Raw genomic sequence first — 25,766 nt, 5'->3', positions numbered from 1 at the left:
GTCAACATGTCCAAGCCAATTAAAGTTGGGATTGTCGGGTACGGTTATGCCAGCAAAACTTTCCATGCCCCATTTTTAGCCATGTTAGAGGAGTTTGAATTAACCACAATCTCCAGTAGCGATGCGAGCAAAGTTCATGCCGACCATCCTAATGTTAAGGTGGTGGGGACACCGGAAGAACTGTTCGCGGATGATGAAATTGAACTGGTGGTGATTCCAACCCCGAATGACACTCACTATCCATTAGCCTGTAAAGCGCTAGCGGCGGGTAAGCATGTGGTGGTCGATAAACCCTTTACGCTCGACGTTAAAGAAGCCGAAGATTTACAACAACGCGCTGAAAAAGCAGGTAAATTGTTGTCGGTTTATCATAATCGTCGCTGGGATTCAGGTTATCGCACCGTGAAAAAAATCCTACAAGATGGTTGTTTAGGTGAGATTAAATATTATGAATCTCATTTTGACCGTTTTCGTCCTGTGGTTAGACAACGCTGGCGTGAAGCCAATATTCCGGGAGCAGGTATTTGGTACGATTTAGGACCGCATGTTATTGACCAAGTCCTGCAATATTTTGGCAAACCAAAAGCGATTACGGTGGATCTTGGTATTATTCGACCAGGCGCGGAAGCGGTGGATTATTTCCATGCAATGCTGGATTACGCAGATAAAAAAGTGATTCTTCATTCAACGACGCTTGCCGCTGCGCCAATGCCAATCTATACCATTCACGGAATGAAGGGCAGTTACGTGAAATATGGTCTGGATACTCAAGAAGATGCGTTAAAAAGCGGCGCGATTCCGCAAGGAGAGCATTGGGGGGAAGATCCGAATCATGGAGTTGTGACCCTGTCACAAGGTGATGAAATGGTGACGAAGCCGTGGAACAATGAAAAAGGCAACTATGGCGGCTATTATGAAGCTATTCATGACGCTATCCGTCTCGGTAAGCCAAATCCAGTAACACCAAGTGAAGCCATCGATATTATGAAACTGATTGAAGCCGGTATCCAATCAGCAAAAGAAAAACGTACCATCGAAAATATTTTCTAAGGTTCAACGTTGAAGATAAAGCCAGTGTGAAACCTGGCTTTAGACGATTTTCAGACCTAATTGGTTTGAAAATGGCTATTTTTGGTTGCAATAATTAACGAGGAAAATCAATTCATTGATTTTCGCCTGATAACACAAAGAGGGAAAAACCACGCTTTTATCCCTCTTTGTCAGCAACATATTGCCAGTGTGAAACCTGGCTTTTTATTTGTGGAAAATCGAATGAATTTATTAGCAAAACTTAAAATAGACTCTTTTCTGTTGATTATGATTGGCGTAGTGGTTATCGCCAGTATTTTTCCTTGTGAAGGGGAAGTCAAAACCGTTTTTCAGCACTTAACTACAGCGGCAATTGCGCTACTGTTCTTTATGCATGGAGCTAAGTTATCCAGAGAATCTATTGTTGCAGGGATGGGGCACTGGCGGCTTCATTTACTGGTATTTGCTAGCACTTTTATTCTCTTTCCCATTATTGGTATTGCGTTACGTTTCATGGTGCCTCATTGGATGTCACCGACGGTGTATATGGGTTTTCTCTATTTATGTGCATTGCCAGCAACCGTGCAGTCAGCGATTGCATTTACCTCAGTAGCAGGGGGCAACGTTGCTGCCGCGATTTGTAGCGCTTCGGCATCCAGTATTTTAGGGGTTTTCCTCTCACCTGTTTTGGTGGGGGTACTAATGGATACCGACGGCAGCCAAGCCATGGACACTCTGAACGCGATTGGCTCAATTATGTTGCAATTAATGGTGCCGTTTATTGTTGGGCATTTGTGCCGCCCGTTAATTGCTAACTGGATTAATCGCCATAAAAGATTGGTTAATACCACTGACCGCTCATCGATTCTCCTGGTAGTTTACGTGGCGTTCAGTGAAGCGGTAGTGGAGGGCATCTGGCAAACTATCGATGCTTATTCATTGTTTATCATTACATTAGTTTCTTGCGTCGTGTTAGTGGTGGTGATGGTGATTAACGTGATGTCAGCGCGCCTTCTTGGATTTAGCAAGGAAGATGAAATTACCATCCTGTTCTGTGGTTCGAAAAAGAGTTTAGCGAACGGCGTGCCGATGGCGAACGTTTTATTTCCAGCGGCAACAGTGGGGATTATTTTGCTGCCATTAATGATTTTCCATCAAATTCAATTAATGGTGTGTGCAGTGATAGCCCAGAAATATGCCAAACGATTAGAAAAACAGTAATTAACACGATAAGGCAGCCATTGCTGCCTTTATCTACATGCCAGTTTAGTTACAACATACTAAAGGGTTTAATACTATAAAACAGATTAGCAGCAGAGATAACTTGAAATATCGAAAGGTCAAATAGGGCAGAAACGGGATCTGCCCTATTGGTAGTTATAACGGAGGGGGGTTATAACGGGATTATCGGCTGGCCGCTTTACGCATTAACGCGGCTTTTTCGCTGTCGGAAAGGAAAGCCATCGTTAAGCCATTACGTTGTGCTTGCTCAATTTCAGCTTGTGTTAGGCCGGCTTGCGATGCAGCAACATTATATTCGTAAGGTAGCTCGATACCTTGAACAGCAGGGTCATCGGTATTAATGGATGCTAATACACCGTGGGATAAAAACGTTTTCAATGGGTGATGAGCCAGTGAAGGGACGGTGCTGGTTTGAATATTTGAAGTTAAACAGCTTTCAATACCAATGTTATTTTTTGCTAAAAATTCAATAAGTTCAGGATCTTCAATGGCTTTTACGCCATGGCCAATACGCTGAGCACCTAAATGCTTGATCGCATGCCAAATACTAGCTGCGCCTGCGGCCTCACCCGCATGAACAGTGATATTGAGTCCAGTATTACGCGCCTTGGTAAAATGTTCTTCAAATAGGACGCCAGGGAATCCTAGCTCATCGCCAGCTAAATCGAGAGCACATAGTTTATCTCGATGAGCAAGAAGACCGTCTAATTCTATGGCACAAGCTTGTTGCCCAAATGTACGGCTTAAAATACCAATCAGGTTCACTTGAATATCATATTGGCGACAACCAGCGGCAATACCATCAATAACTGCGCCAACAACACCCTCAACAGGAAGCTGGTGCTTCATGGCCATATAGTAAGGGGAGAAACGCAACTCAGCATAGTCGATACCAGCGTTGAACGCATCTTCCACGTTTTCAAATGCGACGCGCTTACAAGCATCTAAATCTGCGAGGACAGCAACACCCCAATCCAGTTTAGTCAGAAAACCCACTAAATCGGCTTCTTGTCCCATAATTTGAACGTGAGGGCGTAATGCTTCAATTTCATCGGCTGGAAGCTGAATGTGATGTTGTTGTGCAAGGGAAAGAATGGTTTCTGGGCGAATGTTGCCATCAAGGTGGCGATGTAAATCCGTGAGTGGGAGTTGTTTGTTTATCACAATAAATGATCCTTATAGATATACTGCCTCCATTTTGTCTGTAATTGAGTAAAAATCAATGAAAAAGAGGGTGATAAAAAGAAAAACGCCAGTCTGTGTGACTGGCGTTTACTTGATTTATCTTAAGGGAAAATTATCTTAAGAATCAATTACTGTGCAGCTGGCGCTTCTGCTGGTTGTTCTGCTTCAATTGCAGGTTCTGCAACTTCTGCACCATCAGCTGGTTGAGCTTCTTCTTCGTAACCCATTTCATCTTCTGCGCCCGGCATCATTTTCATCTTAGTTAAGAATTCAGCTAAGGTATATTTGTCGTCGTTGAAGGTCAGATCGTTACCAGAGAATTTAACAGTCATGGTTAAATCGTTTTCGCTGTCGATCATCCAAGGGTGTTTTTTCTCTTTCGCTTTTTCTGCACGTTGTTCATCCGTCATGAACATTTCTTCGAACGGGTTAGAGAACATATCCGCAGTCAGCATTTGTTGAACGCCTGCGAACTCTTCAGAAACTTGTTCTTGAACCGCTTTCTTGTCTTCTGCTGATACTGCTACGCCACCATCTAAGATCATCGCTTGAGTCATTGACTCAATGATCATTGGCTTGTTCAGTTTCATGCTGAAGTCGAAAGAAGTGATCAGTTGTTTGAACGCTTCATCCACTTTGTTTTGCATTGCTAACGCAGTGATTTCGTCTTGATTCCACTTGTTGAATGTGATGCTCAGGTCGATAGAACTTTGACCAGCGTCGTTTTTCCAGTAGAACGGGCTCATTGTGAATACAGGCTTGCTTTTCATCAGCTCTGGCAGAGTCGTGGTCATCATCTGCATTGCGATTTTTTCGCTAACTTCACCAGGGTTGCCTGTTGCTAAGCCATCAGCCAATGCTTGGTTGTATTGCTCCACAAACTTGCCTAATGCTTTCGCATCTAATTTCTCGATAGCAACCGTCAGCTCACCAGAGCCTAAGTTTTGCTCTAACGCTTTTACATCGCTGATTTTGTAAGAAATATTACCTTTAACATCATCACCGTTGATAGATGTATCACTTGAAACGTCTAAGTTTTTGAACGAGAACTTAGTTTCAGGGATGCTAACATCGGTATCTGCGATCACGAAAGATTGAGTACCAGTATAGAAGCCGTGCTGAGATTTCGTGACGTTAGAAACCAGCTTCAGGCCTTTCATGGTGATAGAGCCTTCTTCCTTGGTGCTGCTAATGACTAAGCTATCAGTCACTAAAGATGCATCAACGGTGCTTAAGTCAGAACCGGTTGCGATATCAAATTTAGCGCCACTGAAAGAGAACTTACCATCATCTTTAGTGTACTCAAGTGGGATCAGCTCAATGCTAGAATCCACATTTTTGCTGTAGCCGATAACCGCAGAACCATGCATGAATGGCTTGCCTTTAGTCGCTTCAAACAGCTCTTTAGTCGCTTTAGTGTTCGCTAATTCAACATTCACTGCGCCCAATTTTGGCATCAGGTTGAATTTAGCCACTTGAGATAATGGCAGTGGACCGTGCGAGATATCCGCTTTAAAGACGATGTTTTCGTCAGCAGAAGTGGTTGAAGTAATGACGATGTCAGCTTGAGAAGAGAAAACACCACGTTTGTAGTTCTCTAATTTGAAGACAACATCAGCACTTGGATTGTTAGCGGTGATAAACGCATTGGAATTCGTAATCACTTTATTCAGTTCAGCTTCAACTTTTGAACCTGTGTACCATGATGCGCCAGTCCATACTGCGCCCAGAGCAACGATAACACCTACCGCAACTAATGACTTTTTCATTATCAACATCCATCCTTTCAGTACGTACAAAACGTACTTATGTAAAAATAATATAAGTTTTATTACCCGTTTGGCTGTGTGTACCAACGGCTAAATACAGAATACGACCTAAAAATTAAATACTCGGGCTAATTGACCATTTCCTTTAATAGAAATGTTATCCTCATAAGCAGGTAAGAAAACAGATTCACCAGAATTCATGTTTATTTCTTGATTACCTGATCGCAATACTAACTTACCTTCAATACAAAACAAAATTGAAGCAACATGGTTAGTTATGGATAACCCAGAGCAGTCAATAGAATATATATTAAATGAAAAATCTTCTACTGGGATCTTATATTTCCAGACATTTCCAGATTTTTCGGGAATGTTGAACAAATCTTCAGCTTTAATTGATTTAAAATCAATATTATCAACCAGTTCTTTAACATCGATATGTTTACTGGTCAATCCAGCCCGTAAAACGTTATCTGAATTAGCCATCACTTCTAACCCGACACCTTCTAAATAGGCGTGAGGGGTTCTAGCGGCTAAGAACATGGCGTCACCTGGTTGTAATTCAACGATATTTAGCATTAAAGGTGTAAATAAACCATTATCTTCTGGATATAAGTTCACCATTTGTTTAATTGAATTCCAAGGCTCACCTTGTTTGCTATTTAATGCAGCTTTTAATACCCCTATAGCAAGATCTTTTTGTTCGCCTGTCAGATTAAGAATCTGTGCAAATAATTTTTTAAGTCGTTCTTCACTTGGTGCTTGAACGAAAAGTTGAATTTCAGGGTGAGCGGCTGCAATAAAGCTAAATAATTCGACAATTTCATCTATAGGACGAAATGCATTCATTGCTTTAAAAGGCGTTAATGCATAAATCAGCTCTGGTTTATGATTATCATCTTTATAATTACGTATAGGAGAATCTAAAGGGATCCCTTGCACATTTTCTTTAGCAAATCCTATTTCTGCATCATGCTTATTTGGATGAACTTGAACAGAGAGAGGCCGAGCAGCACACAATACTTTAAATAAATAAGGCAATCGGCCAAAGCGCTCGGCGATATGTTTGCTCAGTATTTTCTCTGGATTTTCTTTAATGAAGCTATTTAACGAGATTTTCTGATGTGTTAAAGGGGATATGACCTCAGAACTGGCTTTGGGGTGAGCGCCCATCCAAAGTTCAGCCATAGGTAAATTATCCGGATTAGGATAGCCATACAGCTCATTGAGGGCAGTTTTACTTCCCCAATCATAGTGTTGGATTTGGTTTATCATTTTTAGCATATCAAAACTCTCTTTTTGCAAAAATCAACTAATTTCCTTTTTACTACAGCACAATAAGCTCGACCAAGTCTCATAATTGAAATTCAATTTGTGGCATTATACTGCTCGGTTATTTGCTTACCTGCAAGCAGATGATTCTAAAATTAATTATTCTGAATATGTACCTAAGGAGCTAGTAATGGCAGCCACTCGCATTGAAAAAGACTCAATGGGACCAATTGAAGTACCTGCTGACCACTTGTGGGGCGCGCAAACGCAGCGTTCTTTAGAACATTTCCGTATCTCTGTAGAGAAAATGCCTGTTGCTCTGATCCACGCATTAGCTGTCACTAAAAAAGCGGCTGCAAGCGTGAACATGGATTTAGGTTTACTGCCAAAAGATCGCGGTGATGCGATTATCGCTGCGGCAGACGAAGTCCTTGCTGGCAAGCATCCAACAGAATTTCCCCTCGCTATCTGGCAAACTGGTTCTGGTACTCAAAGTAACATGAACATGAATGAGGTACTTGCTAACCGCGGTAGCGAAATCCTCGGGGGACAGCGCGGTAACGACCGTCTGATCCACCCAAATGACGATGTTAACAAGAGCCAAAGCTCTAACGACGTCTTCCCAACAGCAATGCACGTGGCGGCCGTTGTCGCGATGCGTGAACATTTGCTGCCAGAACTGAAAGTTCTGCATAAAACCCTCGATGCGAAAGCAAAAGAATTCAAAGACATTGTTAAGATCGGTCGTACGCATTTACAAGATGCAACACCATTAACATTGGGTCAGGAAATTTCAGGTTGGGCCGCTATGTTAGCCCATAATGAAAAACATATTGAAAACGCAGTGCCACATGTTTGCGAGCTTGCGTTAGGTGGTACTGCGGTCGGTACAGGCTTAAATACTCACCCTGAATATGCGGTTCGTGTTGCGAAGAAAATTGCAGAATTAACGGGTCAACCGTTTGTGACTTCACCGAACAAATTTGAAGCATTAGCAACATGTGATGCATTAGTTCACGCACACGGTGCATTAAAAGGCTTAGCTGCTTCTTTAATGAAGATTGCTAACGATGTTAGATGGTTAGCATCGGGTCCTCGTTGTGGTATCGGCGAAATTTCGATTCCTGAAAACGAACCAGGCAGCTCAATCATGCCAGGCAAAGTGAACCCAACTCAGTGCGAAGCATTAACTATGTTATGCGCTCAAGTGATGGGTAACGATGTTGCAGTGAACATTGGTGGAGCTTCTGGTAACTTTGAATTGAACGTGTTCCGTCCAATGGTTATCGATAATTTCTTACAATCTATCCGCTTATTAGCTGATGGTATGCGTAGCTTCAACGAACACTGTGCGGAAGGTATCGAACCAAACCGTGAGCGTATCGAGAAATTACTGCACGAATCTCTGATGCTAGTGACTGCGCTAAATACCCATATCGGCTACGACAAAGCAGCTGAAATTGCGAAAAAAGCGCACAAAGAAGGTCTGACTTTGAAAGAATCAGCTCTGAAATTGAACTACTTAACTGAAGCGCAATTTGATGAGTGGGTTCGTCCAGAAGATATGGTTGGTAGCATGAAGTCGTAATTATCTTTATCTTTATCTAAGATAAGGTTTTCAGCCCCTGTACTAGAAATAGAGCAGGGGCTTTTTTTATCGCTCTATATACAGATTTAAGCGTGGTATCAGTAATTCAACAGGCTTTGCTTTTGGGCGATTACGCAATGCGATACTGTCTTGATGATAATCCGCCAGCTCACCCAACTTTATGTCACTCAATGTTTTATCGACAGCAAAAACCAATATCGGCGTCGCACAAGGATATTGTGTTTGCTTTTGAGTTTCTTTGTCCCAAACTCGGGCGATAGGTTGAACTTTAACCGGACGCTGTGTTTTTAGAATGCAATCATGGGGAAGGGAGCGAATTAACTGGATCTCAGTTTCTAACTGCAGCTGCCAATGTTCGCGCTGTAAATGAGCCGGTGTTCTTCCGCTTTCTAGACTGGCTTGTAAACGGTTGAGCATCTCTTCTTGAGTCACTTTGTTGATCACTTTCTTATTTGCCCACCCAAAACGAATAGTATCAGGATCGACAACAGCGGTGAATGTTCGATAGGTATTCAGTGTAAGTAGCCCATGCAAACTTTCTCTTATAAATTCAAACCGATGAGCCTCATCGACATTGGTCACTATTTGCTTAATGTCTATTTTTAACTGGTTGATATCGGAAATTAACTGCTGAAATTGTTTATATTCAGCGTAAGAGGGTGCTAAACAAATCGCTCCTGGTAAACGTATCGCTGTTTTGTTGCTAACTAATTCTGATTTTTTATGAATAAACAAAAGCTTAAATAGCTCTATTGTTTGGGCTATTGCATCGTTTCCCGTATGTTTATCCACAAAGATAGAATTGATTTCATTGTTTTCGTCCCCTTTAAGGGTTTCCGGTAAACTAAATACAGCCGCATTGACACCTTTTTGCGCCTGAAGCAATTGGCATAGCAGATTAATATTCGACTCTAATAGGTTGAATGAGCTAATTAACTGTTGTTTGGACATTTGATGTATTCAACCTTATATTTAGTTACAACATTCTTTGTGATTATAAAACAAAACTAACATTAACATCTCAGTTTATCAACAGGCTTAATCAGGAAATTAAGGGATAGCGCAGTAGGGTATTGTACTATCCCATCATGGTTTTTTCTTGCTGTTATTGCTTATAATCTATCTCTATATCAATCACTTGATAAAATGCATTGCCCGTATCATTAATGGTCCAAACCCCCAAAACAATATGGTAGCCTTGGTAATTTTGAGGGAGCTTGCAATTGTGCTGCACTAAACTCGGCGGCGTCTCTACTTTTTCGTATTTACAGAATGGCGTTAATTCAAACTGGGATCGGGTTAATGGTTCACTTGGGTTCCAATCTTTTCGTGTAATAAAATATTCCCATTTCGTCGTTTTGTGGATCGCCGTTAATCGCCAGAAAAAATCAAAATCAGGTGTTTCTATTAACATGCGCGTCCAGCGAAAAGGATTCTGAACATCGATAGATGAAAAAGCCGCAACACCCGCACTGGCAATTTTACCATCAACCGGTCCTTTTTGAGGGAATCCTTTCAATCCTTCAACAGATTGAGGTTCGTACTGAATAGCGCCACAGTTTTTATTGGTTTGTAATTTACACAGGTAAGCTCGGCTTGCAGGATACTCGATATAGCCATGAGGCAGGGCAAAGTAGCTATAGCAGAGTAATAAAGGAAATAATAATAATTTTTTCATTGAAGATCCTCATCATTGATTAATTTATATATTTTCTATTAACTATGATGAGGATGTGAATTCTAACCTTTGGTAGCAGTTAACTTATTGGATTATTCGGTAATTTATAAGCCACTAACATTTTGTTTTTAACTTATAAGCGATACCTACACCGGCCAGTAGAAGAGCCGCAATAAATAATGCCACGCCATTCCAACCATATGCCGACCAGAAAAAGCCACCCAATGTACCGGCAATACTGGAACCCGCATAATAGCTAAACAAATAGAGGGAAGATGCTTGTCCTCTTGCCCGTTTAGCGCGACGTCCAACCCAGCTACTTGCAACGGAATGCCCGGCAAAGAATCCAGTGGTCAATACTGTCATGCCTAATAAAATGACCCAGATATTACTGTGTAACGTCAAAATTACGCCAATTAACATCATCGCAATGGCAGCAATTAAAATTCGCCCAAAACCATGTTTCTGGGTCAAACTTCCTGTTTTAGTCGCGCTATAAGTTCCTGTTAAATAAATAATAGATAAGAATCCTACGACAGACTGACTAAAATTATAAGGCGATTCAAGTAAGCGGTATCCAATGTAGTTATACATGGTGACGAAACCACCCATCAAGATAAAGCCCTCAATAAATAACCAAGGTAATCCCGTATCGCGTAGATGTAAGTGTAAGTTAACCCAAAGGTTTCTAGGTTTCAGAGAACTCGCGCGAAAGTGTTGGGATGGTGGTAATAAGCGCCAGAATCCAATCGCGGCCAACAACGCCAATGAGCCTAAAATAACCACCGCAACGCGCCATGAATAATAGTCGGCAATGACACCGGTCATTAAACGCCCACTCATTCCCCCGATAGAGTTACCACTGATATATAAGCCCATCGAAAGTGCAACATAGCTTGGGTGAATTTCTTCGCTCAAATAGGTCATGGCGACAGCGGCGACACCGCTAAGTGATAATCCCACTAATGCACGAGCGATCAAAATCCCTTGCCAACTCTCCATTATCGAGCTCATTAATGTAAAAAGTGCCGCACAAGTCAGGGAAATGACCATCACATTTTTACGACCAATTGCATCGGAAATAGGACCAGTGATCAGCAATCCCAATGCCATTAATCCTGTACTTAAAGAGAGTGATAAACTGGCCGTCGCTGGGGAAATATTAAAATCCGCTGACAGCATTGGCAAAATAGGTTGTACAAAGTACAGCAACGCAAATGTTGCAAAACCTACAGTAAAAAATGACAGAGTGACACGCAGGTACAGAGCATCGTCCCGTTGAATATAATGTTTTTTCGGCTCTGTATTGGTCAAGGTTTTGGTTTGTTTTCCTTGGAGAGATTGGCTCGTTGAGAGGCTATTTGACTGCTGTTCCATGTAAATTCCTTGACGACTAAACGGACTTGATTTCGATCAAAGAATAGAAACTTTCTATTTTTTTGTCTAATATATTAATAATACACAATGATACATTTAAAATATCAATCTAATGAACATAGAATTACGCCACCTACGTTATTTTATTGCGGTTGCCGAAGAGCTACATTTTGGACGTGCAGCTGAGCGCTTGCACATGTCTCAACCGCCACTAAGCCAGCAAATACAGGCGCTTGAAGAAATGGTGAATGCCAAATTATTAGAGCGAAATAACCGCAATGTCGCCTTAACCCCAGCTGGCGCCATGTTTCTCAAGGAAGCCTACCAAATTTTAGGGCAGGTCGATGCCGCTGCGACCAAAGCGGCTCGGATGGAAAAAGGGGAACTGGGCGAATTATCTATTGGTTTTACGTCAACAACGCCATTCATGCACAAAGTCACCATGAGCCTACGCCAATACCGAGAAGCATATCCTGATGTTTCTATTCATATGCATCAAATGAATACGAAGCAGCAAATCCCGCCTTTAGTGACCGGGCGCATAGACATTGGCATCATGCGCAATACAATATTGCCTGAACAATTGGACTATCAATTATTGTTTAGAGAGCCTTTTATGGTTGCGGTTTATGAAGGGCATCCTTTACTGGCTTTTGAAGAAAGTGGTGTCGACATTAAGCAACTAGCCGCTTATCCGTTAGTTTTCTTTGAGCGGGAAGTAGGGACGGCACTGTATGATGAGATTAACCAATTATTAGCTTCCGAAGGAGTGGTTCCTACAATTTCCCAAGAAGCAGGAGAAGCTATGACCATTCTAGGTTTGGTATCTGCTGGAATGGGAATATCCATCATCACTGAATCCTTTACACGAATGAAGATTGACGGTGTGAGGTATCTAAAACTCGCGAATATTCAAGCTACTTCAGAAGTCTGGTTGGTCTACAATACTCGACGAACGCCACCTGCTGCGGCTAAAAAACTGACTGAATTACTGCTGCACAATATTGTGGGTATATAAGTATTGTGAGCATATAAAGCGTAAGATTTGAAATGATTAACGAGATTTGCATCACGTTTTATATGTAAATGTAGCCGAGTTTTCATTTATATCAGGCATAATCTATCATAATTTATAACGATTTCTGAGTGTTAAGATGATAAACCAAACGGGGAATACCGACCAAATAAAGCAATTAAATACAGGGCTTGTGTACCGAATTATTGCACAGCATGGTCCTATTTCCCGTATTGCGTTATCAAAACAGTCTCAATTGGCTCCGGCGAGTATCACCAAAATTACCCGTGAATTGATGGATGCTCACTTGATACAAGAACGTGAATTTCCAGTATTAGGGTTAAGAGGGCGCCCAGCCGTTGGGTTAGTCATTGAAAGTGAAGGTTGGCAATTTTTAGCCATTCGAATTGAACAGCAACACGCTATTATTTCGTTAAAAGAAATTAATGCTAAAACCCTCACGGAGCAATGCTATCCTTTTGATGTAAAAGGTAATCAACAATTTAGTGATCGGTTATCGGAACTGATTAGTCTATTTTTCGAAGAAACCGCGTCTTACTTAGAAAGAGTTACGGCGATCAGTATCTTATTAGATGGTCTCTTAGACTCTTATTCTGGAGTTATTTATAGGTTGCCTGACTACCATGTCCACCAACTGGCTATCGGCGAAATGCTCACAGAAAAAACAGGGCTACCCGTCTATCTTCACCCGCCTGTTAATGCTCTAGCTATCGGCGACCACCTCAAACATTCAGAATCTCGAGCACAAAAAAATATTATTTATTTACAGATTCAAGAAGTGGTTAATATCGCAGTGCTGAATCACGGCTATTCGCTGGATTCAATAACACGTCAGCCTATATTATTTGCACATACTCCAACTGATTCAGAAAGACCACAATCTTGCTATTGTGGAGGAAAGAGCTGCTTAGAAACTAAGGTATCCATTCCTTCAATTATTCAGCAAGCAAGCGAATTACTTGCAGATTATCCTGAATCTATTTTGCATAAAGAGAGCGTCGATATTGATACAATTAGTCGAGGTGCAATAGAAAATGATCCATTATGTATTTTATTACTCGATATAACAGCCAAACGACTCGCTTATCCATTAGCTATGATGATTAATTTATTTGGAACCGAATTAATTTTAATTAATTCGCCTTTAACTGATGAGCAAAATTATTGGTTTACTCGCCTACAATATTTTATCTCATTATATGGGAATCCACTTTACAGTAATAAATTAATGTTTGAGAAATCAACAATTTCAATTAACGAAAGTGAAACGGCATTAATTCAAAATGCACTTTATGATGGCTCACTGTTGTTGCAATTACTGCAAGGCTAATACAATTTGATAAACTTCTCATTATCTTACACAAAATTGAGCTAACGCAAACTTATCATTTCCCCATTCCCATAAACTGAATTCATATCATTTTTATAGCATTTTGCTGACTTTAGTCTGTCACTTCAGGATAGAACAACCATGAACAATCTATTTATTACCGGGACAGATACAGATGTCGGGAAGACGGTATCGACACTAGCAATATTACAAGCACTTAATAATCAAGGTATTAAAGCAGTAGGGTACAAACCTATTGCAGATCAATGTATCGATACACCTGAAGGGAAGCGCAATAAGGATGCACTTCTTATTCATCGTGTTTCGCAAGATCTAGTCTCGTATGATGAAGTTAACCCTGTCCGACTTGGTGATAATTACAGCCATGAAAACAGTATTGATTTTAATAAAATCAATAAAGGATTAGATCACCTTCACGAGCAAAGTGACATAGTTGTTATCGAAGGTAATGGTGGATGGCGTTATCTTCTCGATGATAATACTTTTTATGCTGATTGGTTGAAAAAACAATCTGTTGGCGTGATCTTAGTCGTCGGAATTCAGCATGGGTGTGTCAATCATGCATTATTGACAGCTGAAGCTATTCGAGCGGATGGTTTACCGTTAGTCGGTTGGTTAGCCAATAGAATCAACCCAGGCTTGGCACATTACGCTCAAATTATCCAGCGAATGCAACAACATATTAATGCGCCATTATTGGGTGAAATTCCTTATTTATTGCGTCCTGAAGAAAAAGAGTTGGGACATTATTTAGATGGTGAAAAACTGCAAGAATTTGTTTCGGTTCCTGCATTTTAATCTTTATAGAGATTTTAATTTATTATCTAAGCAAAAGGGCGCAAATAGCGCCCTTTGTTTTATCGATATAGTCTATTTTCAACTATGGATTGATAATTGGACGACCTGAGTTAACATCAAGACAACGTTGAGTATTTGGCTCCCAATACGCATTAAGATTCAAACTTTTCTCACATTTATCTTTAGCATCAAATGCGGCGTCAATTTTATCAAACTCTTTTTCAGTGCGACGGTTAACTTTAGAACGCAGCATTTTAGTCTCATCCCACTGTTCTTTATCTTGTCGCGCCTGTTCCTTATTCAACGGATCATTACTACCATTGCCGACAGAAACACAAGTGCTACCCGCAGCGCATGATGTATTAGCTGCTTGCGCCGCATTAACCCACATCAAAGGGAGGCAGAAGCAGATTGCAGCCAGACCATTTTTGATAAATTTTTGTGACGTGCTCATGTAATTTCCTTTCGTTTCAATACTCGCTCTATAACCAGAGTATAGCTAATAAACAATAATGCCGTCTTTATAGAATAGTACGAAAATTTATTATTGTTTATGTACGGTTAAGCCAGCAAATGTTTGGCACACCGGCATTAATTCCAGTGTATTAACGTTCATATGAGCCGGAAGTGTTGCCACCCAGTAAACAGTTTCCGCAATATCTTCAGCAGTGAGGGCATCCGCGCCTTTATAGGTGTTCGTGACTTTTTCATCATCACCTTTAAAGCGGACATTTGAAAACTCAGTTCCACCGACTAACCCTGGCTCAATATCGGTCACACGGATTTTTTTGCCCACTAAATCTGCACGTAATCCTAAGGAAAATTGTTTTACAAATGCCTTGGTTGCACCGTAAACGTTGCCACCTTTATATGGCCAAGATGCCGCGGTAGAGCCAATATTGATAATGTGTCCGTGATTTTTTTCCACCATACCTTGCAGCACTTCATAAGTCATATTGACTAAGCCTTTGGTATTTGTGTTGATCATAGTTTCCCAGTCATCCGGATTAGCATTAAATGCAGGCTCTAAACCTAAAGCAAGCCCCGCATTATTCACTAAAAGGTCGATATTTTTTAAGTGGGAGGGCAAATTAGCTACAGCGTGTTGAATCGCTTTTCGGTCTTGTACATCCAGAGTTAATGGATAAAATTTGTCACCCAATTCTTGGTGTAATGCATTTAATCTTTCAGTTCTACGTCCTGTTCCAATCACAGTGAAGTTATGCTGAATAAATTTGCGAGCAATAGCTTCACCAAATCCTGATGTTGCGCCGGTTACTAGAATAATCATTAGGTACCTCAGGTTGTTATCGTTGTTTGTTTTGAATCATTCTAACCTTATTATTAAGGGGCTTCCAAGCCCCTTATTTAGTTCTTTTACACCAGTAAAATAATTAACTTATTTAGTGAGTTATAATCCATTAATCTGCTTATTTTTAGGGTATTTCAGCGTATAACTTAGCGGTAACTCGACGGTCTCTTGAGGTTTAAGCGTTAAATCCCATTCAATTTTATTCTCTGTTTCATCTAATTTTCCGCCTTTAAATTCAGGGTTGAGCACTTTAATATCGGCATCTCGGCTCGTCGGGAGTTGGTCATAAACAGACAGTTTAATGTCATTTTTCCGCGTATTACGTACTTTAATTAAGAAGCTTTCTTTTTGCTCAACCGAGGAGCCCATAAAGGTCGGTTTTTTACGCATACCTGCATTATTCACACGAGAAATTTGAATGTTATCATCCACCCCGAATGGAATATCGAGAGTCTCAGTTAATTGCCCTGAATTCACATAAAAATCACCCACATAGCTGTTCATAAAGTAAATATTTGCAGGACCATTCAGTAAGTTCAGTGTATCCCAGTCATCAATTTGTGCTTGCAAATAGACTTCTTCAGCCATTTTTGGCGTTGATGTATAACGATATTTAGCATCAACATCCGCTTGCTTAATGGTAATGGATTTTGCTTTAGGGGTAGAGGCTAAGCTAAAAGGCAAGTCGATGTTATAACTGAGATTCACGCCATTGGTGTTGGTCGACACATAGTTTGCCATTCCAGGGCTGCGTTTTTTTACTGCTGAGAGTTCCGCTACTGGCGCAGGTGCTGCTACCTCCATATCCATGGTTGCGGACATTTTTCCGCTCATATAGCCTTGATTATATTGGTCATAAACAGACAATAACCATGGCGTTAAAAATGGCGGGGTGATATTACGCGTTGGATTGGCAGAGGAAAGGGTAAGTTTAACTTTGTCCCAGTCCATGCCAGTATTTTGAATAACATCAGCTTTGTAGGTAATACTGACTGGTTTATCAATATCTTTAGCGCGAATATCATAACTTGGAGACCAACCGGCATCGGGAGTGACATACGAGATTTGCATGTTAGTACTCAAATTTTTGGGAGCATCAACCGTCAACACAATTTGCGTCTGTTCACCAATATTATCGGGAAGAATGCCTTCAAATTTTGTCTGCAATAATGCTTGTTTCTCTGTCAATTCATCAATCTGCTGCTGATACGCTAAGTTTTCACTCAATATCGCAGACATTTGCTTGCGAATAAATTCCAATTTGGATGCGGACTGCTCAAGGGATAATGTCGTCGTTTCACCAAAAAAGCGCTGGTCTTTCAGTAAAGCAAGTTGGTCATCACCCACTTTTATTTTGATATTAAGTTCTGAAATTTGCTTAGTTATCGCGTCTATTTGCGTTTTTAAATTTGCCACTTCACCTGTGTAGACAGGTTCCACTGCAATGGTTTGCACATCAATTGAGCGAATCAAAACATCTTCATTATCTAAGCTAATAGAAAGGCTTTTTTGATCAAGGTGGTTAGCAACATTGGTAAAAACCAGTTTACTTTCGCCTTGCGGTAAATTAACAGTGGCGCTATTCGTTAACTCGGCACCGCGTAAAAAAATCGTGGCTTGATTGAGTTTAAGAGGGTGCAAAAGCGGCGCTGATTCAGCAAATGCTTGCCATGACGCTAACGCCGATACAAATAAAATTCCTTTGGTGAATTTGCGAGTGACAAACATATTGATACTCCATTAGCTGGATAAATTAGTTTTGTTGATAGTTTTTAATCATATTGGAATTTAATCCGTTGAGATAACAGAATAAGCTTAAAGTAAGATTCTATTTATAAAGAGCAATCAGAATGGTTGGCTGATGTTTTGATTATCTTTTAAAAAAAGAGGTTTTGATTTCTGAGGATAGATAAGAATTGAACCACCGACTTTTTTATAGCGGTCGGTGGCTGAGAGCGAATAATATTAAGGAATAAGTATAATTGCGCCACGTGCCTGGTTGTTTGCAATTCGCTCATGAGCATAAGCTGCCTGAGATAACGGCAACGTACTGTCAATCAATGGTCTGATTAGCCCTTTTTTAATAGCAGGAAGCCATCTTGAAAAATCTTCTATATCGCCAACCAATGTTCCTCGTAGCTGTTTTTGAGTGAAGAAAAAATTACGAACATCGATTGTCGCTTGCGTACCTGCCATAAAACCCATTGAGACAATAATGCCTTCTGGGCGCACTACGTTGATTGTTTTTTGAAGAATGTCGCCACCTAAGTTATCAATTGCAACGTCAACACCTTTTCCTTCAGTCCATTTTTGGATGGCAGAAACAAAATCCTGTTCAGAGGTGTTAATAATAAAATCGGCGCCAAATTCTTTGACTGTTTCAACCGAGTTTGAATTCTGTACCGTTGTGACCACGCGCGCCCCAAGCGCTTTCGCCACCTGAATGCTCATCAACCCTGTACTTGACGCACCCGCCTGCACCAGAACGGTATCTCCGGCTTTAACTTCACCAACAATTTCCACAGAACGAATAGCAATAAGTAGTGGCACCGGAAGTGCAGCGATTTGCTCAACGGGTAAGTCCGTATTATCAATCAATAGCCACTGCGCAGGTACGACAATATATTCAGCATAGGTTCCCTGAGTGTGAACCCCGGGAATAGCGTAACTACTGGCAACTGTCACTGGGCGAATATGTGCTTCTGACGGATCCAATGGATAACCTGGCATTGAGATCACGCGGTCACCGACATTAAATCCAGTGACGTCTTCGCCCCAATTTATAACCTGACCTACCGCATCGGAACCTAAAACATGGGGAAAGGTGATATCGGGTGAAATTTCACCTAAACGAACATAGTGGTCAAGTCGGTTAGTGCCAATTGCCAGTGTTTTAACGAGGACTTCACCTAGACCCGCTAGAGGCATATTCAGATCTTCATATTTTATTTCTTCAGGGCCACCAAATTGATGAATGACTGCAGCTTTCATGCTTTTATCTCCAACTTATCGTGAATTTTCGTTTTCTCTAAGATCGGTTACGATCTCCCCGCCAACTCCCCAGTTGTCGGTTTTGACTTCATCAATTACGACAAAAACAGACGACCTCGGTTTTCCAAGTACCTGATTGAGCAGGGTGGTCGCACCTTCAATTAAGCGTTTTTTTTGATCGTCGGTGACACCTTCATCTGTCACTTTGATATTGATATAGGGCATTTTATTGTTCTCTGTCGTGCCATCGACTGATTACAGAAGTTGGCGTTGTTGTATTGATGTTGCCTATAACAATAATTCATTACTTAAAATTGAAAAATAATCGCAGTGTTATTATAGTTTATACATTATGTAACTAATCTTTCAGGTGGCTATGCAACGCTATTTTGATGATATGCAAATGGGCAGTATCGAATTATTCTGCCTTACCGTAGAAACCGGTAGTTTTACAGCGGCGGCTAATGCAGCTGGCGTTACTCCAGCTGCAGTCAGTCGTTCTGTTGGTCGACTTGAAAAAAGATTGCAAGCCCGATTATTTGTTAGAACGACACGCAGTATGCGAACAACCGACACGGGGCAGCAATATTACTTGGATTGTAGAAATGCGTTAAATCAACTCATTGAGGCCGAAAGCAAAATCTCTGGGGAACATCAGATACCAGTTGGGATACTCCGTATTAGTGTTCCAACACTCTATGCGCATTACCGATTACTCCCTCGATTAAATCAGTTCTGTTCTCGGTATCCGCAATTGAAAATAAATCTGGAAGTCAGCAATGAAAATATTGATTTTTCAGAGGATAACTATGATGTTGCTATCAGAGGAAGTGAGTTACATGATTCAGGATTAATTGCCCGTCGCCTTGAGGATGCTGAACTCATCATTGTGGCTGCACCTTCATATTTGCAGCAGCATTCCACACCTCATGCTCTTTCTGACCTTATGCATCATGAATGTATTCAATATTCCTTACCCAGTAGTGGTAGAAAAATACCGTGGACATTTCGTTCACAAGGGAATGTTGTAAAAGTAGAGACGACAGGGCGTTTGTTATGCCAGCAGGATTTTTTGGCCACACTGACATTAGTGAAAAATGGGGCTGGTCTTATGCAGGTATATCGATTTACTGTCGAGCAAGAATTACAACGCGGTGAGCTAGTAGAAGTTCTGCAAGAGTATGCGGGAACAACTCGTCCGTTTATCTTAATTTATCCATATGCCCGTTATATTCCGTTGAAAACAAAAAAGTTTATTGAGTTTATGACGAGTAATGGAAAATGAGATAAAACACCCATCACCAGGTGTTTTATCTTATTAGGCTAAAGTAACTTATTCTTCGAAATACCAATATCCCTGATTGATAAATTCGGTCAACTCAGCGACAAAAATTGGGTTATCCAGTGCTTCATCGAGTTCATTTATTCCAATTTCCGTAAGCTGGCACAATGCGTCCGCACCTTTTATTTCTGTGGTATTCCAACCATCTGAATTAACAAAGAAATGATCGCCGATGCGCATGACTCGTAGCCCGCTTAGTCGTATCAATTTTTCACCTGCATTCAAAGCACTCAGTACTTCTTCCGGCTGATATGGCGGTTCAGCAGGGGCAATATCCAACTCATGGCGTGGAGTGGTTGCAAAACGACCTAACCACTGTTCAAAATCACCGGGCTTATTGATCATTTCAATCATCATAGCGCGTAAGCGTTCAACCTCATGAGGCTCCATGGTTCCCGCATTTTTACTGACTTTCAGGTCAGGATCGCCATAGTTTATTCCACCCAAATCCTGTTCCAGTGCATAGTCAGCAAAACTGCTCAGCAAATCGCGCCCAGTAGGACCACGGAAGCCGACAGAATAGTTCATGGTATCTTCGAAGGTGAAGCCATCGTGAGGGAATCCCGGCGGAATATACAGAATATCGCCCGCTGCCATTTCTACATCAATAATCGGCTCAAATGGGTCAACATGTAATAATGCCGGATGTGCGCAAAACTGACGCATGGGAAGGGCGTCACCCACTCGCCAGCGGCGGCGTCCCATTCCTTGGATGATAAAAACATCATAGTTATCAATATGTGGCCCAACACCACCACCAGGCACTGAATAGGAGATCATCAAGTCATCAAGACGCCATTCAGGCAGCACGCGGAACGGTTTTACCAGTTCAGCGGCAGGCATATGCCAATGGTTGACGGCTTGTACTAGCAGTGACCATCCTTTTTCGCCTAATTCGCTATAGTCTTCAAACGGACCGTGGCTCGCTTCCCATTTGTCATCAATGAAGCTGACTAGGCGACTGTCAACTTCCGGTTCCATCGCCAAACCGGCCAGTTCATCTGGAGTGATAGGGTCGACAAAACCAGGAAATGCATTTTTCAATACAACGGGTTTTTTCTGCCAGTATTTTTCTAGAAATTCAGGCCAGTTAAGATTCAGTTTGTTAGCCATGTGACCACATCTATATAAGTAAATAAGCCAGTCATTATAGAAGTAATATGCCCTTATATTTTTGTTTGGCGTCAAACGTAGGTCGATAACTTTTGGGGGAATCAGAATTCAAGAACCAAACAATCGTCAAAGTTAAATTAAATCTCACAGAACTTTAGCGGGAAGACATGAAGCAACTACTGAAGAGCTTAATTGGTCGTAGATAAAAGACAGTTTCAGCGATAAACAAACCAACACGATTAACCAGCCAGAATGCTGGATTTCTTTATTTTATACCTAAGTTCGCATAATGCATATTATGTTAAATAGAATATATAGACAGATCGGGGTTCTTCCATAGAACCCCAACCTTTTACTACTTTTTAGTGACTAAGGTATTCGTCAAATATATGAGAACCTAAAATACGAATCACTTCTGAGCGTTCATCCAAAGAAGTATCCGCTTTTCTTACATAGATGCTGATGAAAACAGGATCATGATTATTTGACCAGACCATCGACGTTATCCCTCTGACACCATAGTCACTTGCACCTGATCTATCTGCGATTTTCCATCCTTTAGGAAGTGAAGCTCTAAGCATATTATCAGCGACTTTATTATTGACCATCCATTCTTTCAATTGTTCTTTTGATGAATGACTAAGAACTTCGCCAGTCAAAATTTTCTTAATACTCTTGCTCATTGCATCAGGAGTCGTTGTGTCTCGCAAATCACCCTCAGGATTGACTGTCAATTCTGGCTCATATCGGTCAGAACGAGTAACCGTATCTCCTATTGCTCTCATAAATGCCGTCAGAGCTTCTGGTCCCCCACCCGAAAAAATAGCAAAATTAGCGGCAGTATTATCACTGTATTCATTGGCCGCTTTGCAAGCTTGTTCAAGCGTAAATGGCTTATTCATATAATCTTTAGCAACTGGTGAATATGTCACAATATTTTTTTCAGTCACTATCATCGAATGATTTAATGAAAGTTTCTTTGCATCAACCTTTGCCAGAACATTGGCACAAGCAATTGATTTAACTGTACTATCTAAAGGAAAACGTTGATTTCCATTTATAGAAATCGTTTTATCATCTGGGAATATAATTGACAAACCAACCTTCCAACCCTCTTTTTCGTATTGCTTAACTTGATCCTGTAAAGTCAAAGCAAATGCAGAGGATACAAGAGGCATGCTTAAAATGAATGCGGCAAATGTTTTAAATCGTAAAGTCATAGTAAACCTTTGATGGTCAATATTTATATAATGAGTTTATTTCAGCATAAGTTGAAATTTAATTTATGTAGGGTCTTATTTTTAATCATGATTATATTTTCTTCTCTATGGTTCACAAATGATGATAATTTTTAGTAGCCTATAGAAAAACTTATAGCTTGATTTAAATGGTGTATTGATGGCTATAATCGCTGTAACTTGCTGAAAACCCTGCTCTGTATTTTCCGAAGCCCTCCTGAAGATAATCCATATAGGTTGTTTTTATTTAATTGATTACCCTTTAAGCAATACTTATCAATTCAAAGGTAAATTCAATATGGCGTTAATTCTATTGATCTTCTTTTTAGCAGGATTTGTTAAAGGAGTCATTGGGCTAGGCTTGCCAACATTATCTATGGGTTTGTTAACAGCGGTCATGGAACCTGCTGTTGCAGCAAGCATTCTAATTATTCCATCTTTCGTCACTAATATATGGCAGCTTATGATCGGTGGTAAGTTTTTAAACTTAATTCGACGATTTTACTTATTTATTATCGCTATTTTTATTGGCACTGTTTATAGCCCATTACCAAAATTGAGCTCAGCATCAGAGTGGGTATTTCCTGCATTAGGTCTGATATTAATCATCTATGGCTTAGTGGCCATGTTCCTCCCTAAATCGTCAACATCGGGTAAAAATGAACGATGGTTATCCCCACTGATTGGCTATATTACTGGCGTTATTACCGCAGCCACGGGGGTTTTTGTGATCCCTGCCGTTCCTTACTTACAATCGCTAAATCTTAATAAAAATGAATTAATACAAACTTTAGGACTCGCGTTTACCGCGTCAACAATTGCGTTGGCCATATTATTAATCAGAGAGAATAATAGTGAAACTATAGATTATTACACATCGTCAATTGTACTTATTCCGGCGATTATTGGCATGTATGTGGGGCAATATTGTAGAAATTTGATCAGTGAAAAAATATTCAGGCGTTGTTTCTTCTTAGGATTGATCGCTTTAGGCATTTACATGTTATTCAAGTAAGAACTTAACAAACTCATCCATATAACTCGGTAATTCATCAAACCTTCGGGCGCAAATGTATAATTTGCGCTTTGCCCATTCATCAGATAAAGGAGTGATATTTCCTGGATATATTCCGATAAAGCGTGATATGACTTGTCTCGGTAAAATGGCATAGCCAAGCCCTTCACTCACCAATTGCATCACTGCGTCCATTGTTGCTAAACGCATTCGGTAATTAAATGAAACTCCTTCGCTTAGTGCATGATGATCAATATAATCCTGTAATGCATTACCTTGAGAAACCCCAATAAAATCACGGTTTCCAATTTGGTTTAATGAAGAAATGCCGTGATCATTAAAACCATTGGATGGTGGTGCGAAAATAACTAAATGGTCATCACATAAAAATTTAAATTCTAAGTCATATAATGACGATGGATTTGCAACAATGCCTAAATTTGCCATTTGATTATTAAGGCTATTGATGATTTTCTCACTCGGCATTTCACGGATCCCAACGCTAATCTTAGGATATTTCTGTAGATAGTCCGCTAATTTTTGGGGAAGAAAACCAGCTTGTGCCGAAGAGTTGCATAACAGGTCAATATACCCCCGTAAACCTTGGCTGTATTGACGCAATTCACTACGCATATGGTCGATTTGCAAGAGCACTTGATTCGCGTGATTCAATAATGCCAATCCTGCATTTGTCAGCTTTATTCCCGACGAAGAGCGCGTCAATAATAAAACACCAAGTTCACTTTCCATGCCCCGAATACGTTCACTGGCTGATTGCAAACTTAAATTAGATAAATTGGCCCCTGCTGTAATACTCCCGGCCTTGTGGGTATTTACAAATAAACGTAAATCAACCATATCAAAACGCATAATCGCTCCGAAAATGTTTATGCCCCATGCTTAGACTAAGTTTTAGCATCAAAACTCATCAGCAAGGCGCGATATCCGGGAAGTGGCCTCATCGATGTGACCGCGTAACGTTTGTAAGCATAAAGCAAAGTTTTCAGAAAAACATTGGCAATCATTGGCTAAAGTAAAAAACGTCTCAGCTAATTCCAACGCTTCCCGCCAAGTTTCTCCACGGATCCCTTCAAGTAATGTAACTGGCCTAAGAGTATTAACGATTTCACCACCCGACTTAGGCGCAAATCCCATCGGTAAGATATCGTAAGCTGGTGCAAGATGGTATGGGCGGCCATGACTACTAATAAACGATAAATTACCATGATGCATATCGGTATTGCCGATGAGCATACCAAATGCCCAAAGCCGTGCTGTACTGGTAATAGCATCGGGATGTACATGTTTTTGCTTCACTAATTCATTGACCAATACAGGCCAAGGCTCCCTTGCCCGCCCTACAAATTCTGCATCCAGAGCTTGTAAAGAAAAAAGCCCTCGACGACCGAGTAAACCAACACGATCGAATCGAGGAATTTCAAGGAAGCGTTGTCCTTCAAAATCAAATACCTCTGTTTCTACTCCTAGTGCCTTTAAAGCAAGGTGCTCCGCTTGTAACAAATCACGCCAACGTTCACTGATTGGGTTATCATCTTGCGCCGTAAATTTTACAATGACATGACCTCGTTCAGTGTAGGTACAAAACTTAGGTTGCTCACCGCCTGCGGATGATCCTGGAGCCTCTCCCGAGCTAACCGCTCGCGCTAATGTTGGATACACAGTAGCTCGATCAACAGGAGTCGGTGCCTGCATGTTCAGAAATTGGTTTCTTGCCTGCTCCCCAATTAATAAGTTTCCTACTGCATCATGCCCGTGAGCGAGCAAGGCTCTTATAATATCGGAGTCTGACCAGCGATCTGGATTTGGTGATATTCCAAGTTGCGTTGAATAGGCGGATGCATAAGCTCGACCAAGGTATCCTTGTGGGCGCATATCAAATAGCCACCATGGTAAACCATCACTATGAAGGCATACTCCGTCAACTTGCTCCATAACGAATCCATCTGGATAAACCGGAATTAGCTGACCTAGAGATCGTAATGTACCCTCTTCTGTGATGCGATAAATAGGAGCAGAATTAAACCCTCGAAACGTATCACGCAATGCATATTGAATAGAGGATGCAGCGCCAATCCGGATAATATCGTCACCTAAAGCTTTTAGCGCTCGAGACAAAGTTGGCTGGCTAACATTAATAATATCAGCTAGTTGCCTTGCTGTTTTTGGCCCATTACGGAGCAATTGATGTATCATCTCAGATCGATTAGTCATGGTATTAACCACTTAATGAATAGATAAATGAATAGATGCATGAATAGATAATTTAGCAGCTATTTCTAGTATTGTCATCTTTCTGAGCTATCTAACAACTGCACTAACTCATCAATCTTGGAGTGAGAAAATACAGAAACCCCTGATTGAGATAATAACGTAGTTGCAACCCCCATT

23 protein-coding genes are annotated in these 25,766 nt (G+C 40.8%); 8 read left to right on the top strand and 15 right to left on the bottom strand.

The annotated features are described in order from the left end of the window. Positions 1 to 6 precede the first annotated feature (6 nt). The gene (locus GKR61_RS04465; protein WP_154599236.1) at positions 7 to 1,050 is read left to right on the top strand and encodes an oxidoreductase; all 1,044 of its coding nucleotides are present in this window, start codon (positions 7 to 9) and stop codon (positions 1,048 to 1,050) included. A gap of 222 nt (positions 1,051 to 1,272) precedes the next feature. Then, a complete protein-coding gene (locus GKR61_RS04460) occupies positions 1,273 to 2,250 on the top strand; it encodes a bile acid:sodium symporter family protein (protein ID WP_154599237.1) in 978 nt (325 codons plus the stop codon). Positions 2,251 to 2,433: 183 nt separating this feature from the next. Here the strand turns inward: GKR61_RS04460 and add are convergent, their stop codons facing one another. The 3 genes from add to manA form a co-directional block, all read right to left on the bottom strand. Next, a complete protein-coding gene (gene add, locus GKR61_RS04455) occupies positions 2,434 to 3,435 on the bottom strand; it encodes an adenosine deaminase (protein WP_036947891.1) in 1,002 nt (333 codons plus the stop codon). Between the two features lie 149 nt (positions 3,436 to 3,584). Next, complete coding sequence (locus tag GKR61_RS04450) at positions 3,585 to 5,225, bottom strand: YdgA family protein (protein ID WP_036947894.1); 1,641 nt, start codon at positions 5,223 to 5,225, stop codon at positions 3,585 to 3,587. Positions 5,226 to 5,333: 108 nt separating this feature from the next. Continuing rightward, positions 5,334 to 6,509 (bottom strand): mannose-6-phosphate isomerase, encoded by a 1,176-nt coding sequence (gene manA / locus GKR61_RS04445; protein ID WP_036947897.1) that lies wholly within the window; start codon positions 6,507 to 6,509, stop codon positions 5,334 to 5,336. 178 nt (positions 6,510 to 6,687) lie between these two features. On the opposite strand from manA, the gene fumC reads away from it, so the two are divergent. After that, a complete protein-coding gene (gene fumC / locus GKR61_RS04440) occupies positions 6,688 to 8,085 on the top strand; it encodes a class II fumarate hydratase (protein WP_036947899.1) in 1,398 nt (465 codons plus the stop codon). 66 nt (positions 8,086 to 8,151) lie between these two features. On the opposite strand, the gene tus is transcribed toward fumC, so the two are convergent. The 3 genes from tus to GKR61_RS04425 all read right to left on the bottom strand — a co-directional run bounded on the left by tus (position 8,152) and on the right by GKR61_RS04425 (position 11,161). Further along, on the bottom strand, positions 8,152 to 9,057 hold the full coding sequence (gene tus, locus GKR61_RS04435; protein ID WP_108478103.1) for a DNA replication terminus site-binding protein: 906 nt from the start codon (positions 9,055 to 9,057) through the stop codon (positions 8,152 to 8,154). Between the two features lie 154 nt (positions 9,058 to 9,211). Beyond that, positions 9,212 to 9,784 (bottom strand): lytic polysaccharide monooxygenase, encoded by a 573-nt coding sequence (locus GKR61_RS04430; protein WP_036947909.1) that lies wholly within the window; start codon positions 9,782 to 9,784, stop codon positions 9,212 to 9,214. A gap of 114 nt (positions 9,785 to 9,898) precedes the next feature. After that, on the bottom strand, positions 9,899 to 11,161 hold the full coding sequence (locus tag GKR61_RS04425; RefSeq protein ID WP_108478104.1) for an MFS transporter: 1,263 nt from the start codon (positions 11,159 to 11,161) through the stop codon (positions 9,899 to 9,901). A 112-nt stretch (positions 11,162 to 11,273) separates the two neighbouring features. On the opposite strand from GKR61_RS04425, the gene GKR61_RS04420 reads away from it, so the two are divergent. The 3 genes from GKR61_RS04420 (at position 11,274) to bioD (ending at position 14,346) form a co-directional block, all read left to right on the top strand. Then, complete coding sequence (locus GKR61_RS04420; RefSeq protein WP_036947913.1) at positions 11,274 to 12,179, top strand: LysR family transcriptional regulator; 906 nt, start codon at positions 11,274 to 11,276, stop codon at positions 12,177 to 12,179. A gap of 136 nt (positions 12,180 to 12,315) precedes the next feature. Further along, on the top strand, positions 12,316 to 13,527 hold the full coding sequence (locus GKR61_RS04415) for an ROK family protein (RefSeq protein ID WP_036947916.1): 1,212 nt from the start codon (positions 12,316 to 12,318) through the stop codon (positions 13,525 to 13,527). 141 nt (positions 13,528 to 13,668) lie between these two features. Further along, positions 13,669 to 14,346, top strand: coding sequence for a dethiobiotin synthase (gene bioD, locus GKR61_RS04410; RefSeq protein ID WP_036947919.1), 678 nt, complete (start codon positions 13,669 to 13,671; stop codon positions 14,344 to 14,346). 82 nt (positions 14,347 to 14,428) lie between these two features. On the opposite strand, the gene GKR61_RS04405 is transcribed toward bioD, so the two are convergent. The 5 genes from GKR61_RS04405 to GKR61_RS04385 form a co-directional block, all read right to left on the bottom strand. Continuing rightward, on the bottom strand, positions 14,429 to 14,800 hold the full coding sequence (locus tag GKR61_RS04405; RefSeq protein ID WP_006659792.1) for a DUF1283 family protein: 372 nt from the start codon (positions 14,798 to 14,800) through the stop codon (positions 14,429 to 14,431). Between the two features lie 90 nt (positions 14,801 to 14,890). After that, on the bottom strand, positions 14,891 to 15,637 hold the full coding sequence (gene ydfG, locus GKR61_RS04400; protein WP_108478107.1) for a bifunctional NADP-dependent 3-hydroxy acid dehydrogenase/3-hydroxypropionate dehydrogenase YdfG: 747 nt from the start codon (positions 15,635 to 15,637) through the stop codon (positions 14,891 to 14,893). Between the two features lie 120 nt (positions 15,638 to 15,757). Further along, the gene (locus tag GKR61_RS04395; RefSeq protein WP_154610118.1) at positions 15,758 to 17,386 is read right to left on the bottom strand and encodes a DUF4139 domain-containing protein; all 1,629 of its coding nucleotides are present in this window, start codon (positions 17,384 to 17,386) and stop codon (positions 15,758 to 15,760) included. 237 nt (positions 17,387 to 17,623) lie between these two features. Next, the gene (locus tag GKR61_RS04390) at positions 17,624 to 18,649 is read right to left on the bottom strand and encodes a quinone oxidoreductase family protein (RefSeq protein WP_108478109.1); all 1,026 of its coding nucleotides are present in this window, start codon (positions 18,647 to 18,649) and stop codon (positions 17,624 to 17,626) included. 15 nt (positions 18,650 to 18,664) lie between these two features. Continuing rightward, positions 18,665 to 18,874, bottom strand: coding sequence for a tautomerase family protein (locus tag GKR61_RS04385; RefSeq protein ID WP_154599241.1), 210 nt, complete (start codon positions 18,872 to 18,874; stop codon positions 18,665 to 18,667). Between the two features lie 151 nt (positions 18,875 to 19,025). Here GKR61_RS04385 and GKR61_RS04380 point away from each other — a divergent pair, with 151 nt between their 5' ends. After that, complete coding sequence (locus GKR61_RS04380) at positions 19,026 to 19,934, top strand: LysR family transcriptional regulator (protein WP_154599242.1); 909 nt, start codon at positions 19,026 to 19,028, stop codon at positions 19,932 to 19,934. A gap of 48 nt (positions 19,935 to 19,982) precedes the next feature. On the opposite strand, the gene GKR61_RS04375 is transcribed toward GKR61_RS04380, so the two are convergent. Together GKR61_RS04375 and bla are read right to left on the bottom strand one after the other, a co-directional pair. Further along, positions 19,983 to 21,104, bottom strand: coding sequence for a ribosomal protein uL16 3-hydroxylase (locus GKR61_RS04375; RefSeq protein ID WP_036947940.1), 1,122 nt, complete (start codon positions 21,102 to 21,104; stop codon positions 19,983 to 19,985). A gap of 362 nt (positions 21,105 to 21,466) precedes the next feature. Further along, complete coding sequence (gene bla, locus GKR61_RS04370) at positions 21,467 to 22,324, bottom strand: class A beta-lactamase (RefSeq protein WP_036947942.1); 858 nt, start codon at positions 22,322 to 22,324, stop codon at positions 21,467 to 21,469. Positions 22,325 to 22,640: 316 nt separating this feature from the next. Here bla and GKR61_RS04365 point away from each other — a divergent pair, with 316 nt between their 5' ends. Then, complete coding sequence (locus GKR61_RS04365) at positions 22,641 to 23,357, top strand: sulfite exporter TauE/SafE family protein (protein WP_154599243.1); 717 nt, start codon at positions 22,641 to 22,643, stop codon at positions 23,355 to 23,357. Here GKR61_RS04365 and GKR61_RS04360 read toward each other — a convergent pair. Both GKR61_RS04360 and yjjJ read right to left on the bottom strand, forming a co-directional pair. Beyond that, positions 23,346 to 24,227: a LysR substrate-binding domain-containing protein gene (locus GKR61_RS04360; RefSeq protein WP_154639575.1), complete on the bottom strand. Its 882-nt coding sequence runs from the start codon at positions 24,225 to 24,227 to the stop codon at positions 23,346 to 23,348. The two genes, GKR61_RS04365 and GKR61_RS04360, sit on opposite strands and share 12 nt — an antisense overlap. Before the next feature lie 48 nt (positions 24,228 to 24,275). Further along, positions 24,276 to 25,589: a type II toxin-antitoxin system HipA family toxin YjjJ gene (gene yjjJ, locus GKR61_RS04355; RefSeq protein ID WP_154599244.1), complete on the bottom strand. Its 1,314-nt coding sequence runs from the start codon at positions 25,587 to 25,589 to the stop codon at positions 24,276 to 24,278. Positions 25,590 to 25,766 lie beyond the last annotated feature (177 nt).

Origin of the sequence: Providencia sp. wls1916 (assembly GCF_009706585.1) — a bacterium.
Taxonomy (GTDB): domain Bacteria; phylum Pseudomonadota; class Gammaproteobacteria; order Enterobacterales; family Enterobacteriaceae; genus Providencia; species Providencia lanzhouensis.
Note: the sequence above shows the minus strand (reverse complement) of the source record. Positions and strands in the feature narration are given on the sequence as shown.